The organism is Bacillus sp. 204(2023), from assembly GCF_037027505.1.
In the GTDB taxonomy this organism is placed as follows: domain Bacteria; phylum Bacillota; class Bacilli; order Bacillales; family Bacillaceae; genus Bacillus; species Bacillus subtilis.
The window spans coordinates 86,375-103,288 of record NZ_JAXCHE010000011.1 but is presented as its reverse complement, the minus strand read 5'-3'; the positions used below and the strand labels follow the sequence as shown (position 1 = coordinate 103,288).

Below are 16,914 nucleotides of genomic sequence, written 5' to 3'. Positions count from 1 at the left end.
GAAGAGTTTCTTGTGTGGAACATGAGAAAGACACCGTCCTTTTCAGTCTTTCTTTTATTTTATTACAGGGGAATTGATATTTTAAGGGAAAAATAAAGGCTGTCGAGATTTTCTCGACAGCCTGAAGACCCCTAAGGGTCTTTTTTATGCATCATGTTTGATTGCGTGCCGCAATATGAAATGTTTTCTCTTCTGTGTTTGCAGTTTCACCTGCATGAACCATCACCTGAGTAAAGCTGAACCCGACCGCAACGAGCAACAAACCTGACATCCATTTAGATTTCATATAAACAATCTCCTCTCTGGATTTGTTTTTGTGCGTGCACCATTTTCTCATAAAATGAAAGTGCTTTTTCGGGCTGTCCGTTTTCTATATAGAATTGGGCAGCATCATGCGCCAGCTCTTCAATATAAGGATACAGCATATGTTCTTCAAGAAATTGAAAGGTGTGTGAGACTGATTCTGTGTCAATGTTTTTTCCGTATAACGCATGTAAAAATTGAAAAAGCTCCACAAATAATTCATCACTGTATTGACGTGCGATTTCCAATCCTTCACGATACTTTTTTTGCGCTTCGGCGTCATTTTTTTGTTTATACAGAACTTGTGTTAAAGAGTAGATAGAATGCGGAAGATTATCGAACTTTTCCGACTTGCAAATAGAAACAGATTTCTCAAAGTATTCGGCTGCCTTTTGCAGTTCACCCATTTTCTCATAGCAGTTTCCGAGATTATATAGGGCGGAACTGATCAGGCGGGGATTGCCTTCTTTCTTTGCAAGATCTAAAGCCAGTTCTAAGTGGGGCAATGCTCTTTCTGGATACTGCATATCATCATAATTACCTGCAATAACGAATTCACATTGGATTCTGCGGACGGTGTACGTTTCATACATTTGGTATGTTTCTAATGCCTGAACGGCGTAGCTCATCGAAACATAGGTTTGTTTTAAATTGTAAAAAATCTCGGCCATTTTAAAAGCAAACTCGGCTTTCTCAATATCATCCGAGACGAGAGCAAGATTCTTTTCTGCCCGTTTATAGTACATCATGGCACTGACAAACATCTTCTGCTTAAATTCATACATTCCTCGAAAAAAATTAAAGTAATATTCGAGAAGCCCTGTCAGCTTGTACTGATTCCCTTCAATGTCTTCTAATAATTCTGAAAACTCCAGCTGCGACGTGTCTTCTCCAAAAGGCTTAATGTAATCCAGCATGACACGATGCCTGAACTCCATTAAAGAGTAATACAGCAGCAAATCTTGGTCTTCTTCCATATCCTCAATTTCTCTTTCTACTTCGAGCTTGACCCGTTCGGCTTCAGCGACGTGGAACTGCCGGATATGAGTATACCATTCATTAATTTTAAGCCCGACATATGAGGACGGAATCGTCTGCTTCATCCTCAATTAATCCCCCCTTTTGAATTACCCGAGATATGTCATATTTTATCATATTTACAAGAAAAAGAAGAACGCAAAATAACCGCAATTGTCGAATTTCGGCTAACCGCAACAAAAAAGCACGGGGTTTTCTAACACCCGTGCTTTCTTTTAGTGAAAACCGACTTTGTTTCTTTCCATCCAGCTTCCCCGCTGGCTTTTTCTTTGCTCTCCTGTCATGTCTTTCACCATGATTTCAATATGGTGATTCCCTTCTTGGTGCCATTGAAGGGCTGAAGATACATATAATTCTCCCAGCTGTGCAAAGGAAAAGCCTTCTGTAAGTTTTGCGGCGTTTTTTATTTCTCCTTCACTCAAAAAGATGCCAAAGCCTCTCATTTTCATATATTCCAGCCGCAGCTCTTCATCCGGAAGCCCGATTTCATAGGCACGGTCAAATCGCCCTGCACGATTCATCAAACCTGGATCGATCTCTTCGGGATAGTTTGTCGTACCGATGAGAAATAGCCCCTCTTTTGATGTCGCGCCGTCCAGCGTATTGAGAAAAAAGGACCGCACATCTTCCGGCATCGAATCTATATCCTCGATGACCAGAACTGCAGGAGCGAGGCGTCTCGCTGCCTGAAAGACTTCTTCTATTGTCTCGCTCGACGTAAATTCAGTAATTTGCCAATAAGCAACAGGTGCATCGATACTGCCTGCGATCGACTTCACTAACGTCGTCTTTCCGTTTCCAGGAGGTCCATATAACAGAATGCCGCGCTTGTAAGGGATGTCATATGTTTGATAAAACGATTTATCACTATGAAAAAACTGATCAATTGATCTGTATATCTCTTTTTTCAATAGCGGATTCATGATGACTTGACTCCGCTGAACCTCTCTGACAATGGCTTCCTGCTCTCTTGAAGTCCCTCCATCTCCATCCGTAAACACGGTCACTTTCCGCTTGCTTTTTTCCCAAAGACGCGGTCTGACTCCCTCCAGAAATGCACGCATCTTTTCATCGTTAACCGCAAACAGACAATCAAAACTCATAATGCTCCCATCTTGAAAGTATGGAATTCTGGCAAAAGCAACTCCCTTTTCAGGATACGCGTATACACTGTTTCTTATAGACTTATGGACGGTATAATCCGGTTCTTTCTCATCTTCATCGTAAGCAAAGGTTTTCTTTTCAAGCTTTTCAAATATATATGCCACATGCTCAGGCTCCAATGAACCGCTGCGGACATCTTCTACAAGAAGCTCCCAGTATTCCGTATTTGGATCATCACTGGCATAGAGCTCATAGAATACACCGTATTGATCATAAAGCGTTTCTTCAATCCGTGTGATAAGGTAACCGAAAGTGCCGTAGCCCGCCGCAGCTCTTTCATTCTCTTTTTCTTCGTACTGATAAATGAAAGGTATGTTAGTCATGTTTATACTCCATTTCATGTTTTGTGAACGTTATATATACGATTGACATAGCATTTTGTTTCATCCCACAGCATATTACTTGTGAATTCATATCCGTTGATATAGGATTTCATTGCACCATTTATTTTTACATATGGAGGAGATCATAATGAGCCAATCCAATCAAATTGTCAGCCATTTTTTATCCCATCGAAACGTGACCAATGAGCTTGCCGAAAAAATCAGCAAAGACCATTACAGCTACAAACCGGCAGAAACATCAATGTCAGCAGAAGAGCTGGTCAAACACATTCTTACGTCTTTCCACTTGTTCGCAAATGTCATTAAGGAAGGCAATGCCTCACCATTTCAAAACAAGCAGGAAGAAACAGAAACAGATCTCAATGTTCTGGCAAAAACATATACAGAAAAAACGGTCGCTATCCTTGAACAGCTGACTGAAGAGCAGCTGGACAGAGAAATTGATCTGACATCCGCTTTCGGCAGAAAAGTCACAGGCCGCGCGCTGCTTCAGCTTGCAATGGAGCATGAAATTCACCATAAAGGCAACCTGTTCGTGTATGTGCGGGAAATGGGCCACACTGAGCTTCCTTTCTATCAGCAGCGCATGTAGCGTAAACAAGAAAAAAGATACCTGTTAAGAGGTATCTTTTTTTGCGCCTTTAGTACTTCTCGATTTCGTCCAGACACTCATTATAGGGCAAATGAATAGAGATATTGAGCATACCAAAATTTCAAGCAGCTAACGTGCAAAAATTCAAAAAATTTAATTGATTAACGCGTCCTAATCATATATAATCTGATAAAAATAGTCGGGTTTTCAGGAGGCCTTTATCATGAGTGTAAGCATCATATTGATGGGTTTGTTTGTCGGAGCCTTAGTCGGATTGACGGGAGTGGGTGGAGCGGCCTTATTAACTCCGCTTTTAATTGTGCTTGGAATTAATCCTTCCATCGCGGTCGGTACAGATCTTGTATATAACTCGATCACAAAGCTGTTTGGCGTTGCCTCCCATTGGCGGCAGAAAACGATTAACTTTAAATTGGTAAAATACTTAGCCATCGGCAGTATTCCGAGTGCTTCGCTAGCCATTGGCATCTTGCATTTGTTCCCCGCCTTTCACCAGCATCAGGAAGAAATTATTAAGCACGCTCTAGGATATGTGTTAACGCTGGTTGCCATTTCAATCATCGTTCGTTTGTTTTTGGATAGAAAACTTCGTCCCAACCGCTGGCAGCTGATGCCGCTTGAAAATAAGAGGGCGCTGACAATTCTTATTGGTGTTGTGTTTGGGTTTATCGTCGGATTAACATCAATCGGTTCCGGCTCATTATTTGCAATCGCCATGATTTACTTATTTAACATGAAAGCGTCACAGATTGTCGGAACAGATATCGCGCATGCATTTCTTCTTGTTACGGCAGCAGGCATTTTGAACGCTAGCTTCGGAAGCGTGGATTACATGCTGGCAGCTAATCTGCTCATTGGTTCAATTCCCGGCGTGCTGATCGGAAGCCATCTTTCGCCTCGATTCTCCCCGCGTCCGCTGCAATTTATTATGGCGTCCATTATTTTAGTCAGCGGTTTAAAATTGATTTAATGAAGAAGGCTATCCGCTTGAAGGATAGCCTTTTCTTATTATAGCGTCACACCCGATTTAAAAATGGCGAGTTCTCTGAAATCATTTTTTTCATGGTTCACAAGCTGGCCGCTTGCCACCTCAACCATATAGTGGATAAACTCACGCAGCACATATTCCTCATGAACATCATCCTCTGCTAAAAGGCCTGCGTTAAAATCAATCCAATGCGGCTTCGCTTCATACAGCTCGGTGTTTGTCGCTACTTTCACCGTCGGGACAAAGGTGCCAAACGGCGTGCCTCTCCCCGTTGTAAAGAGGACAATTTGGCAGCCGGCCGCCGCCAATGCGGAGGAGGCGATCAAATCATTGCCTGGCGCGCTCAAAAGCGTCAGCCCTCTTGTCTTGAGCACTTCCCCGTATTTCAAGACATCCGTGACAGGAGAAATCCCCGCTTTTTGCGTACAGCCCAGCGATTTATCCTCAAGTGTAGAAATGCCACCCGCTTTGTTGCCCGGTGAAGGATTTTCGTACACCGGCTGATCATGTTTGATAAAATATTGTTTAAAATCATTGATTAATTGGACTATCTTATGAAACACTTCTTCATTGGCAGCCCGCTGCATCAGGATGGTTTCTGCGCCGAACATTTCCGGTACTTCCGTCAGCACCGTGCTCCCTCCCTGTGCAATGAGATAATCTGAAAAACGGCCTAGCAGCGGGTTTGCGGTTATGCCGGAAAAACCGTCCGAACCTCCGCATTTCAGCCCGATCTTCAGTTCAGACAGCGGAATGTCTTCTCTCTTATCTCCTTTGGCCGCTTCATGAATTTCCTTCAGCAAAGCAACGCCTGCCTTCATTTCGTCGGTCACCGACTGGGATTCCAGAAACTTCACCCGCTTCAAGTTCACATCTTGCAGTGCTTCCTTCATTCTTGCCAGCTCATTGTTTTCACAGCCAAGCCCTAACACCAAGACGCCGCCGGCATTTGGATGGCGAATGGCATTCAGCAGGATTTGCTTCGTATTTTCATGATCGTCGCCAAGCTGCGAGCATCCGTATTGATGCTTTAACACCAGTACGTTATCAAATGGAGCAATATCCCCTGTTTCTCTGACAAAACGCTGCAGCATTTTTTCTGCTATTCCATTGACACAGCCGACAGTTGGGACAATCCACAATTCATTCCGTACACCCGCATCTCCGTTTTCTCTTCTAAAACCTTTAAACGTCCGGTTCTCATTAGAATACGGATTTTCATCAAATCTCGGTGTATAGCTGTATGATTGGATATCAGACAGGTTTGTTTTCGTATTATGGACATGAATATGCTCTCCGATCGAGATATCTTGTGATGCATGACCGATTGGAAAGCCGTACTTGATGATGCCGTCATTTTCTTTAATAGGCTGCAATGCAATCTTGTGGCCTCTTTTTATATCATCCTTTACTTCAATCGACACGCCGTCCGCATTCAGCCTCTCTCCCTTTTGGATATCCCGCAGAGCAAGAAGGACATTATCTTGCTTATGAATCTTTATAAACGACTTCAACGTACCTCTCCCCCTTGTATGCAGTATTGCTCAAGAGCCCGCTGCATGCCCAGCTCATGAATAAGATTCAAGTAAACAACGACTCTATCAGTCAGCCTCGGTATCTCATTGAGATCTGCCCCCCACAGCCGCTGTTCGCCTAACACTCTTGATGCAATCCGAAGCATGTCGCCATCCTCCTGACACCAAACCTCTTTGAAAAATTGAAGCACTGCCGGATCATCCTGCAATGTCTCGTTATCATGATAAAAATACAGAAGAGCGCTGAAAGAAAACACCAAGCGTTCAGGAAGCTGTCCCTTTTGTTCAGCATATTCCTTAAGAGTCGGCAGGTTTCTCGTTTTGAATTTGGAAACGGAGTTCAATGCAATGCTTTCCAGGTAATGCTTAATATACGGGTTTTTAAAACGGTTCAGCACATCGTCAGCATACTGAGAAAGACCTTCCATTTTTAAAACAGGAAGAATTTCGTCGTCAATCAGCTCTCTTATAAATTGCCCCACTACCGGATGCTCGACAGCATCCCTAACAGTTTTTAAGCCGTATAATAAAGCCACTGGCGTCATTGCTGTATGAGCGCCATTTAAAATTCTTACTTTTTTAGTCCGGTATGGGGTGAGGTCGCTGACGATCTTTGTATGCAGCCCTGCAGCCGCAAAGGGAAGTTCTTTTCCAATCCAATCAGGCCCCTCGATAACCCATAAATAATATTGCTCTCCCACAACTATCAAATCATCCTGATAGCCAAGCTCTGCCGTGATCTCATCAATGCTGTCGACGGGAAAACCCGGGACAATCCGATCTACTAAACTATTACAAAACGTATTGGCCTCATGAATCCACTGTATAAATCCTTCCTCAAGCTTCCACAGATGTGCATAATGAAGAACCGTTTCCTTCAGCTTTTCACCGTTGTTCTCGATCAGTTCACATGGGATTAGGACACACCCTTTTGTCTGATCTCCTTTAAAAGCCTGATAGCGGAAGTAAAGAAATGCAGTTAATTTCCCAGGGAATGTTTTTTGCGGCCTATCCTCTAAACGATCTTTTTCATCACATACGATCCCAGCCTCGGTGGTGTTGGAGATGATAAACCGAAGCCCTTCGCTTGATGCCAATTCTTTGTATGCTTCATAATCAGAAAACAGGTCAATTCCCCGGCTGATTGAGTTGATAATCATATGCTCGTTTACCGCTTCTCCGTCTTTCATACCTTGTAAAAAAAGCGTATATAATCCATCTTGCTGATTTAATCGTTTGATTTTTTCTGAGCCTCTTGGCTGGACAACTGCCACGCTCCCATTAAAATTAGCGTGTTGATTCAATTGATCAATCTGCCAATCAACAAATCCCCGAAGAAAGTTTCCTTCTCCGAATTGGAGAATTTTTTCTGGATACCGAGTATAGTGATCGTACACATTTTTATTCAGTTTCTGCATCCTTATTGCCTCCCTCTTTTTATGCACACGTTAACATTTTTCTTTATAAAAGAATGCCCGCTGAAAAACGGGGCATCACGTCGTCAATCGTCTGACTGAATCACGCACCATGAATTCTGTGTTTTCCAAGATTTTTTCTGCTTTTGTTTCGGGCTCGCTGATCAGAGACAAGAGTTTTTGCGCACCGAGCACGCTGATTTTCTCCACTGGGCGCTTTACTGTTGTAAGTCTTGGCGTGATGTACTGTGAAAACCCAATATCATCAAACCCGATCACCGAAATATCATCAGGAACGCGCAGGCCCTTTGCGAATATCGCATTCATCGCTCCGATTGCCATGTCATCATTCGAACAAAAAACAGCGGTTGGAGGATTCGGCAGTGCCAGCAGCCTCTCCATCGCTTGAAAGCCGCTTTCCATATCGTACTGTCCTTTGACACTGTATTCATGCTTGATCGGAATATGATGTTGAATCAGTGCAGATAAGTAGCCTTCCTTTCGCTGCTGGGAGGATTTAAAGCCTTCGATCCCCTCGATGATGGCGATGTCTTGATGGCCGGACTGAATGAAGTATTCTACAGCTTCTTGAGAGCCTTCCTTGTCATTGGACAAAATATTCGTGATGGTGCGATCATCAATATCACGATTCAGCACGACAAGCGGAATGTTTTTTTCGCGAATATGGTAAATGAAAGAATTATCAATGTCACTTTGGCTCATTAAAATGATGCCGTCATATCTCATCGGTGTAACGGAGTCATAGTTTTTCAGATCATCAATGCCGCGCACATACAGATTGTAATCCTCACTTATAGCTTGATTGACGCCTTTGATTGTGTCTGCAAAGAAGCTGTGTGAGGTTCCGTTTGTAATGCTTGTAAAGAACAGCCCGATCGTATGCGACTTTTGCATCGCCAGACTTTTCGCATTTACATTTGGTGTATAGTTGAGCTGCTCTGCTAGCTCTAATATCTTTTTCTTCGTATGTTCTTTGATGTAAGGACTGTTGTTGAGTGCTCTGGAAACAGTAGTGTGGGATACGTTTGCGAGTTTTGCGATATCTTTTATGGTTACCATCTAATTCCCTTCCTTATCATACCGGCTGCGATTATTTACTGTATATTGTATCATCAAACATACCGCCTCTCCCACTATATTTCCAGATTAATAAGACACAGGATTCTCAGCTTCTGTTCCTGCTGGCTTGCCAATGATTGGACGGACAAAACGAACAACAGCAAGTGAAGCGAAGACAGCCAGCCCTCCGGCAAGCAAAAATGCTCCAGAAAACGTGCCTGTTTGGTCAACAATAAATCCGGTTAGAGCCGGGCCGATAATTCCTGCCGTGTTGGCGAGGAAATGCATGAAGCCGCCAACAGAACCGACATTGTTTTGATCAACCACATCTTGAATGACAGCCCAATAGATAGCACCGGTCAAATAAAGAAAGAACACTGACAGAGCGACAAGAGTGACAGCCCCCGCAGTCGTTGCCACAAGCCCGGCAAAACCAATCAGGACAGCTGATGAAAACAAACACGTGACAAGCACAACCTTGCGCGAGAACAGCACACCTTTTCGGGCCGTTTTTTTGTACACATAGTCAGAAACAAATCCCCCTGCAGCCAGCCCGATAAATCCTAAAATCCACGGTATGACCGTGATGACACTCATCAATTCAACACTTAATCCCCGCTCGTCGACAAGATAGCTCGGAAACCACGTCAAAAAGAAGAAGAGGATGTAGTTGTAAGCGAAAAAAGCGAACGCCGTGAACAGGACCGTTTGTTGCTTCAGGTAAAAGGTGAGCGGAATTTTTTCTCCGGGAGACGTTTCTGCTTTTATTGCCGGTGCTTCCTTGATCGTCTCTTGCGGCTTTTCTTTGACAAACTTAAACCAGAGCACTGCCCATATCAATCCAATAATCATAATGAGAACGAAGGATACCTTCCAGCTGAACGCCACTGCGATCATGCCGACTATCGGGCCGGAAATGGCTCCCCCGAGCGGCGTGCCGCTGTTGGTTACACCGATAACAGACGCCCGCTGGGTCGGCGGGAACCAGTTGTTCACCATCTTGTTGATGGTCGCCGAAAGCGGGCCTTCTCCCATTCCGAAGAGAATGCGTATAATCAGCAGGCTGACAAAGCCAAAAGCGAGGGCGACTGCTCCGCTAAACAGCGACCAAACAACCATCGCGACAAACAAGGTCAGCTTTGCCCCATAGCGGTCGGATGCCACGCCCCCAAGAAAATTAAAAATCGCATAACCAATCGAAAAACTGCTGAAAATCAAGCCCATTTGCGTGGCAGACAATGTGAGATCATCCTGAATAAAAGGAGCTGCAATGGAAAGCGCCGAGCGATCCAGGTAATTAATCACTCCTGCCAGGAACAAAAAAAGGATAACGGGAAGCTTATCTTTTGAAAACATCTCAACCTCACCCCTATGTTGGTTCAGTTTCTGTTGCATCGCTTTCGTTACACACCTGAATAAGCCATAAATCCTCCATCGACAGGAACGGTGATCCCAGTGACAAAACCGGAATAGGCTTCATCCGCCAGCCAAAGAAGCGTACCGAGCAAATCCTCGGGTTTTCCGAAGCGCTTCATCGGTGTTCCCGCAATAATTTTGTGAGATCGGCTGGTGAACGTTCCGTCTTGGTTGATCAGCAGATCATGATTTTGTTTTGTCAGAAAGAAGCCTGGGGCAATCGCATTGACCCGCAGCCCGGTTTCGGCAAAATGAACAGCCATCCACATCGTAAAATTATTGATCGATGCTTTCGCGGCACTGTATGCCGGAACCTTCGTCATAGGTGAATAAGCACTCATCGAAGAAAGATTGATAATCGCGGGTGAATGTGCCTTCAGCAGTTCTTTTCCAAACACTTGCGAGGCCAGAAACGCACCGGTGAAGTTGGTGGAGAATACAGTTAGAAAGCCCCTCTCATCCATATCAAAAAAGGATTGGCCTTCTCCCGCTTCTTCATATGTCTCCACATCGGTTATCGCGTCAGGATGATTGCCGCCAGCCCCGTTAATTAACAGATCAACAGCGCCAAATTGGCCAAGGATGTCCTCCTTTGCCCGCTCCAGTGACATCCTGTCCAGCACATCCACAGCAACAGCGCACGCTGTGCCGCCAGCCGCCGTTATCTCCTTCACGACCGCTTGGCCTTTTTCAGCCGTCCGATTCAAAATCGCCACCTTCATGCCATGACGGGCAAGCTCCCGGGCCATTGCAGAGCAAAGCACGCCGCTGCCGCCAGTGATGACAGCCGTTTTACCAGCCAGGTTCTCATGCAGCGGGATCATACGTCCACCTCTTTTTTTGCCATTGCTTCATAGGCGTCCCACAGCCCGTTCAAATACATGATGCCAAGTGCCCGATCGTATAAGCCATATCCCGGGCGGCATTGCTCGCCCCAAAGATGGCGCCCATGATCCGGTCTGACATATCCTTCGTAATCCTGCTTATGCAGTTCTTCCATCACGCCTTGAATGTTGATCGAACCATCCTTTGTTAAATGAGATGTTTCAATAAAATCACCATTCTCACAAATTTTGACATTGCGAATATGTGAAAATGGAGCGATGCCGGCATACGTTTTAGCGATCTCCACCATGTCGTTAGCGGGATTGGCTCCCATTGAACCTGTACAAAGGGTGATACAATTAGACGGTGAATCTGATATCGCCCGCAGTTTCTTATAGCTTGCCTCTCCTGTGATAATGCGCGGCAGTCCGAGAATCGGCCACGGCGGGTCATCCGGATGAATGGCCATTTGAACACCATAGGCCTCAGCAACAGGAAGAATTTCCTGCAAAAAGAATGATAAATTGTCCCATAGCTTTTCTTCATCGACCGTTCTGTAGGCAGCAAAAAGCTCTTTGATCCGAGCCAATTTTTCGGGCTCCCACCCCGGCAGTGTCATGTCAGATGCTTCCTCCACCGTCCGAATCAGCTCTTGAGGATCAAGGCTTTCCACCTTGGCCTTTTCAAAAAACAGAGCGGTCGATCCATCTTCTAGCGGCCGGAACATGTCCGTGCGTGTCCAGTCAAAAACCGGCATAAAATTATAGCAGATCACTTTCACGCCAAATCCGGCAAGGTTGCGGATCGTTTGCTTGTAGTTTTCAATATACCGGCTGCGTTCTTCGTTCCCAAGTTTAATTGCTTCGTGAACATTCACGCTTTCTACAACTTCAGCATGAAAACCATAGGATTGAATATATTCGGTCTCGGCTCTGATTTCTTCTTTTTCCCACACGTCGCCGACAGGCTTTTGATGGAGAGCCCAAACGATGCCTTTGACTCCGGGAATTTGCTTCACGTGTTCAAGTGTGACTGTATCGTTGCCTCGTCCATACCATCGGAATGTCATATTCATGCTCGCACCTCCGGATTCAGTCATTTAATCAAACGTGATGACGGCTTTCCGCACCTGATCTGGATGCTCCTTAATAAACTGAAATGCGTGATGAACGTCATCAACTGAAAATGTATGGGTCACCAGCCCGTTATGCACTAACCGGCCTCCATTCAAAAGCCCTATCACTTTTGGAAACTGATTGGTCTGCAATCGCGATCCGGTTATCGTGACTTCTTTTTTTGTAATTGGCAGCTGAGAAATCTGAGCCGCTCTTTCATCAAATCCAAGCACAACCACATGTCCCGCCGGTGACACAGCCTCAATTGAAAGTGCAAAAGTCTCCGGCAGGCAAACAGCATCAATGACCACGTTTGCTCCTTCATTCCCAGTCCATTCAAGGACCCGCTCGGCAACATGTTCTGCTTGGACATTTACAACAGCATCGGCGCCGTTTTCTTTCGCAAATGCCAGCCGCTCGTTGTTCAAGTCAGTCATCATGACAGCAGCGCCCGCCAGCTTTGCCATCTTTAACACACAGATCCCGATGGGCCCCGCTCCCTGGATCAGGACGGTATCACCTTTTTCCACTTGGCCTCTCCACACTGCCTGGGCGCCTATCGTATAAGGCTCGGCCATGACTGCTTCCTCCCAAGGCAAGTCCTTTGAGACCGTGTGAAGCTGCCTTTCCGGAAGCACAATATATTCCCGCATGCCTCCGTCCTCATGTACGCCAAATACAGAAAGCTTGGCGCAAACATTCGGCCGCCCTTTGCGGCAGGCATAGCACGATCCGCAATAAGAAATCGGCTCAATCACCACATGATCACCGGGTTTTAGGCTCTGTACATTCGCACCAACTGCCTCCACTTGTCCCGTTACCTCGTGTCCGATGACTCTCGGGAGGGTAGCGAGCGGATTCGTTCCATGATAAATGTGCATGTCTGAACCGCAAATGCCGACTCGCTTGACTTTCACGAGCACTTCATCATCCTTTGAAAGAACTGGCTTCTTCACCTCCGCTGTCACCAGATCATACGCTTTTCGCACTTGAACCGCTTTCATTTTACTCACCTGCTTTTTAAGAATTCATACACGCTCCGGGCAATTGATATTCCGTGGATCTTATTTCTTTCTTCATGCAGCTGCTCGATCTCGCCGGGCACATACACTCTTTCGAATCCAACAGCCGGCGGTGATTGCTGCAGTTCATCAATCATGTCATCCATCTGCTCTAAAAACGTATCCCAGTCAGTAAAAAAGGCTGGATTGATCGCGCAAACGTAATGCCCCAGCTTTCTTTTTTGATCAAGGCCGCTGTACATTTTGGCAATATGAGGGCCAAAAGCCGCGCCCGCCAGCAATCCGGAAAACACATCCACTACAATCGATAGTCCATAGCCTTTCGGGCCGCCGAATGTTGAAAGTGAGACGACCTTGTCAGGATCAGTTACTGCTTCTCCGTTTTCATCGACTCCCCATCCTTCAGGAATTTCTTTGCCCTCTTCACGGGCCTGCAGAATCTTCCCAAAAGCCACTTTGGATGTCGCCATATCTAGGATAAACGGTTTTTTATGCTTAGCCGGAACACCGTAAGCAATCGGATTTGTCCCTAAAAAAGGAGTCCTCCCCCCAAACGGGACGACGATACTGTCTGTATGCGTCATTGCTATTCCGATTAGCTTTTCGTCAGCCGCTTTTTGCACAAAATAGCTTAGCGCTCCGCAATGGCTGCTGTTTACGGCCGTGACCATGCCGACTCCTTTTTTCTTCGCCATGTCAATTGCATGATCCATCGCCATGTCGCAATTCACATGACCGAAACCATCGTCTCCGTCAAGCACCCCGGTCACAGGTCCCGTTTCTTTAAAAACAGGCTGTGCCCCAGGATTGATCCCTCCCGCTAAAAGCCTGTTCACATAGTGTTCTGTGCGCAGCACGCCATGCGAATGTACATTGCGCAAATCAGCGTGCACGAGAACATCTGCTACTTTTTCAGCATCTCGTTCATTCAAACCGGCACCGGCCAGCTTTTGCCGAACGAGTTCCTTTGCTTCTTCAGCTACAATTGTTATCGTTTTCAAGCAAGTGCCTCCTTCCTTTTCAGTTTTTTGGGCACTCTCCTAGCGAACCCCCTACAAACACATTTTATTTACAAATTATTTTAAATATTCTATATATTATATTGTCAGATCTTTTGCTGAAGATCCTGAACGATCTGAGCATGCTGCTGGTCTGTGAGTTTATAAAGAAAGCCGATAATGATCATCGCTAATGCCAAAGCAATGGCCGGATACAGAAGCAGCAGCGCTTTGATGCCAATCAGCGCCTGTGCTGTCTGGACTGCATTCGGGACATAGCCGATAATCCCCAAACCGATCCCCGAGAGAAAGCCAGACAAAGATTGAGCAAGCTTTCTTGAGAAATTGAAAAGTGAATAAGTCGTTGCTTCCTTCCGTTCACCGGATTTCCATTCGCCATAGTCGATAATATCGGAGACAAGAGCCCACGTGATGCCATTTGGGATACTGATTCCGATAAAGGCGATACTGGCGAGAATTGTAAACACATATACGTTAGATGGGAGCATAAAGTTGATCAGATCCGCGGCCACACTGATGCCGAAGCCGATCATTGCCGTTCGTTTCTTTCCAAACATCTTGACGAGCTTTGGAAGGAATACGACGCCCAAAAAGGAAGAACCAATAATGATGAAGTTCATATAAGCCATTAATTCAACATTGCCCAAGTTATATTGTGCGAAATAGACGAGCATGGCGGATTTAATGTTGTATGCGGAAATTGAAAAAATCGTCATCAGGACAAGGGTTAACAGCGGTTTATTTGTAATAAATGTTTTGACGACAGATGAGAGTGTTAATTTTTCTTTTGGTGCTTCCGATATGACAATGCGCTCTTTGCAGTTGCGATAGCAAATATAAAACCAAATCACACCGAGCGCGGCGAACAAGCCCATGACCACCGGGTAGCCGACCTTCGGATTATCAAACTTGACGAGCAGCGGCATCACGGCCACACTTGTGATAAACAAGGCGCCAAGTGATCCGATTTGGCGGAACGTTGAAATGGAGGTCCGGTCCTCAGAATTTTGAGTCATCGCTGCCCCTAATGAGCCGTACGGAATATTCACAAACGAATAGCCGATGCCCCAAATCATATAGGATGCATATGCATATATCAGTTTTCCGGTCGTTGATACATTGGGAGACAGAAAAATAAGAACAGTAAGCACCGCAAGCACGATGCTGCCGATTAATAGATAAGGCCTGAATTTCCCCCGTTTGCCGATGTTTTTGCGATAATCGATTGATGAGCCGACAATTGGATCTGTGATCGCTGCAAACAGCTTACTGACTAAAAAAATGCCGCCGGCCATCGCAGCGGGGATTCCCGCTACATCAGTGAAATACTTCAATAAATAAATCTGGCCGAGATCAAACATAAAACCGTTGCCAAAATCACCAAAGCCATAGGACATTTTCTCTTTCAATGAAAGCCTTTTTTCCGTTTCGACCGACACAACCTTATTTGCCAGTTCAGTTCGCATGTTCCACCTCTGTGTCTTAAGAATTTTCGGATAGTGATCCGCTCAGCGATACTGAGCGGACACTTTGTTACACGTTTGCTTTCTCTTCTTGAAATTGAAAGTAGTGTTTCGCATTGTCATAGCAAATCCCCTGAACGATACTTCCCATAAGCTCCATATCGCGCGGCACTTCGCCGTTTTCCACCCATTCTCCAATCAAATTGCAGACGATCCGCCTGAAATATTCGTGGCGCGTATACGAAAGAAAGCTTCTGGAATCGGTGAGCATGCCGATAAAACGGCTGAAAAGGCCAATATTTGATAACGCTTTCATTTGATCGAGCATCCCGTCTTTAGTATCGTTAAACCACCAGGCTGTGCCGAATTGTATTTTTCCCGGGGTAATACCGTCCTGAAAACTGTTGATCATGCTGGCGATGACATAGTTATCATTTGGATTCAGTGAATATAAAATCGTTTTCGGCAGCTGGTTCTTCATCTCAACTGAGTTCAGCAGCTTGTATAAAGGCTTAGCAATTTCTTCATCGTTCATTGAATCATACCCTGTATCAGGTCCGAGCCTTTTCATCATTTTTGTATTCGTGTTTCTTAAAGCGTTGATATGAAACTGCATCGCCCAATCGAGCTCCGCATACAAACCGCAAAGAAACTGAAGCGTATATGTCTTAAATTTCTTCTCATCTTCATAAGAAACCTCTGTTCCTTGTAATCTGTCAGAAAAAATCCGTCCAGCTTCTTCTTTTGTTGTTTCGGCAAATACCATTGAATCTATCGCGTGATCAGAAACTCTGCCGCCGGCTGAGTGGAAGAATCGCACTCGTTTTTCCAACGCCTTTAAAAACGCATCATAGGTTGTAATGGATATGGCGGCGGCATCTTCAAGCGCCTGCACCCACTCAGGAAAGCCTTCACGATTGATCTCAAGTCCTTTATCCGGCCGAAATCCAGGCAGCACGCTGACAGGAAAGTCTTTGTCTTCTCTTAATAATAGATGGTATTCAAGAGAATCGACAGGGTCATCCGTGGTGCACACAACCTTTACATTTGATTTCACGATTAAATCCCTTGCCCCGAAGCCTTCCCCTTTGAGCAGTTCATTTGTCCGTTTCCATATAGCCGGCCCAGACTTCTCGTTTAAAATCTCATAAATGCCAAAAAAACGCTGCAATTCTAAGTGAGTCCAGTTATAGAGCGGATTGCCGATCGCCATCGGCACGGTTTTCGCCCAAGCCATAAATTTCTCCTCATCAGGCGCATCTCCGGTGATGTATGTCTCCTCAATTCCATTGGCTCTCATGATGCGCCATTTATAATGGTCACCATACAGCCAGGCTTCCGTGATGTTTTGAAATGTCTTATTTTCATAGATTTCTTTCGGACTTAAGTGGCAGTGGTAATCAATAATTGGCATGTCTTTCGCAAAATTATGATAGAGGCTGACAGCGGTTTCATTTTTCAATAAAAAGTTTTCGCCCATGAAGGGTTCCATGTCCTCACCGTCTTTCATTCTATTTCAAAATGTTAACGTTAACATTTTGATTTGTTTTTATTTTACCTTTATATTCCTCTGGAAT

General features: G+C 45.1%; 15 protein-coding genes. 2 read left to right on the top strand and 13 right to left on the bottom strand.

The genetic code is table 11. The features are described from left to right. Nucleotides 1-151: 151 nt before the first annotated feature. The 3 genes from phrA to yjoB form a co-directional block, all read right to left on the bottom strand. Nucleotides 152-286 carry a phosphatase RapA inhibitor PhrA gene (gene phrA, locus WA279_RS18925; RefSeq protein WP_336156341.1) on the bottom strand — a complete coding sequence of 45 codons (135 nt, stop codon included), beginning with the start codon at nucleotides 284-286 and terminating at the stop codon, nucleotides 152-154. Further along, nucleotides 276-1,412: a response regulator aspartate phosphatase RapA gene (gene rapA / locus WA279_RS18920; RefSeq protein WP_015252291.1), complete on the bottom strand. Its 1,137-nt coding sequence runs from the start codon at nucleotides 1,410-1,412 to the stop codon at nucleotides 276-278. The genes phrA and rapA overlap by 11 nt, the downstream gene beginning before the upstream one ends. 144 nt (nucleotides 1,413-1,556) lie before the next feature. Further along, nucleotides 1,557-2,828, bottom strand: a complete 1,272-nt coding sequence (yjoB, locus tag WA279_RS18915) for an ATPase YjoB (protein WP_336156340.1) — start codon at nucleotides 2,826-2,828, stop codon at nucleotides 1,557-1,559. Nucleotides 2,829-2,976: 148 nt separating this feature from the next. Here yjoB and WA279_RS18910 point away from each other — a divergent pair, with 148 nt between their 5' ends. Further along, on the top strand, nucleotides 2,977-3,441 hold the full coding sequence (locus WA279_RS18910; protein WP_015715724.1) for a DinB family protein: 465 nt from the start codon (nucleotides 2,977-2,979) through the stop codon (nucleotides 3,439-3,441). A 223-nt stretch (nucleotides 3,442-3,664) separates the two neighbouring features. Further along, nucleotides 3,665-4,429 carry a sulfite exporter TauE/SafE family protein gene (locus tag WA279_RS18905; RefSeq protein ID WP_014476525.1) on the top strand — a complete coding sequence of 255 codons (765 nt, stop codon included), beginning with the start codon at nucleotides 3,665-3,667 and terminating at the stop codon, nucleotides 4,427-4,429. A 38-nt stretch (nucleotides 4,430-4,467) separates the two neighbouring features. Here WA279_RS18905 and WA279_RS18900 read toward each other — a convergent pair whose 3' ends face one another. From WA279_RS18900 to uxaC, 10 genes are all read right to left on the bottom strand, one after another. Then, on the bottom strand, nucleotides 4,468-5,961 hold the full coding sequence (locus tag WA279_RS18900) for a UxaA family hydrolase (protein ID WP_336156339.1): 1,494 nt from the start codon (nucleotides 5,959-5,961) through the stop codon (nucleotides 4,468-4,470). Continuing rightward, nucleotides 5,958-7,400, bottom strand: coding sequence for a tagaturonate reductase (locus WA279_RS18895; protein ID WP_336156337.1), 1,443 nt, complete (start codon nucleotides 7,398-7,400; stop codon nucleotides 5,958-5,960). Before WA279_RS18895 ends, WA279_RS18900 begins: the two co-directional genes overlap by 4 nt. A 75-nt stretch (nucleotides 7,401-7,475) precedes the next feature. Continuing rightward, nucleotides 7,476-8,477, bottom strand: a complete 1,002-nt coding sequence (locus WA279_RS18890) for a LacI family DNA-binding transcriptional regulator (protein ID WP_021479486.1) — start codon at nucleotides 8,475-8,477, stop codon at nucleotides 7,476-7,478. 87 nt (nucleotides 8,478-8,564) lie between these two features. Beyond that, nucleotides 8,565-9,833: an MFS transporter gene (locus WA279_RS18885; RefSeq protein ID WP_336156334.1), complete on the bottom strand. Its 1,269-nt coding sequence runs from the start codon at nucleotides 9,831-9,833 to the stop codon at nucleotides 8,565-8,567. A gap of 47 nt (nucleotides 9,834-9,880) precedes the next feature. After that, nucleotides 9,881-10,717, bottom strand: a complete 837-nt coding sequence (locus WA279_RS18880; RefSeq protein ID WP_336156332.1) for an SDR family oxidoreductase — start codon at nucleotides 10,715-10,717, stop codon at nucleotides 9,881-9,883. After that, nucleotides 10,714-11,793, bottom strand: a complete 1,080-nt coding sequence (gene uxuA, locus WA279_RS18875) for a mannonate dehydratase (protein WP_336156330.1) — start codon at nucleotides 11,791-11,793, stop codon at nucleotides 10,714-10,716. Before uxuA ends, WA279_RS18880 begins: the two co-directional genes overlap by 4 nt. Nucleotides 11,794-11,817: 24 nt before the next feature. Further along, a complete protein-coding gene (locus WA279_RS18870; RefSeq protein WP_336156328.1) occupies nucleotides 11,818-12,837 on the bottom strand; it encodes a zinc-binding alcohol dehydrogenase family protein in 1,020 nt (339 codons plus the stop codon). A gap of 5 nt (nucleotides 12,838-12,842) precedes the next feature. Then, entirely contained in the window at nucleotides 12,843-13,856 is a 1,014-nt protein-coding gene (allD, locus tag WA279_RS18865) for an ureidoglycolate dehydrogenase (protein WP_336156327.1), read from the bottom strand. A 104-nt stretch (nucleotides 13,857-13,960) separates the two neighbouring features. Continuing rightward, nucleotides 13,961-15,340, bottom strand: a complete 1,380-nt coding sequence (locus tag WA279_RS18860; protein ID WP_103803754.1) for an MFS transporter — start codon at nucleotides 15,338-15,340, stop codon at nucleotides 13,961-13,963. 67 nt (nucleotides 15,341-15,407) lie between these two features. Next, nucleotides 15,408-16,829 carry a glucuronate isomerase gene (gene uxaC / locus WA279_RS18855; RefSeq protein WP_336156324.1) on the bottom strand — a complete coding sequence of 474 codons (1,422 nt, stop codon included), beginning with the start codon at nucleotides 16,827-16,829 and terminating at the stop codon, nucleotides 15,408-15,410. Between the last annotated feature and the right edge of the window lie 85 nt (nucleotides 16,830-16,914).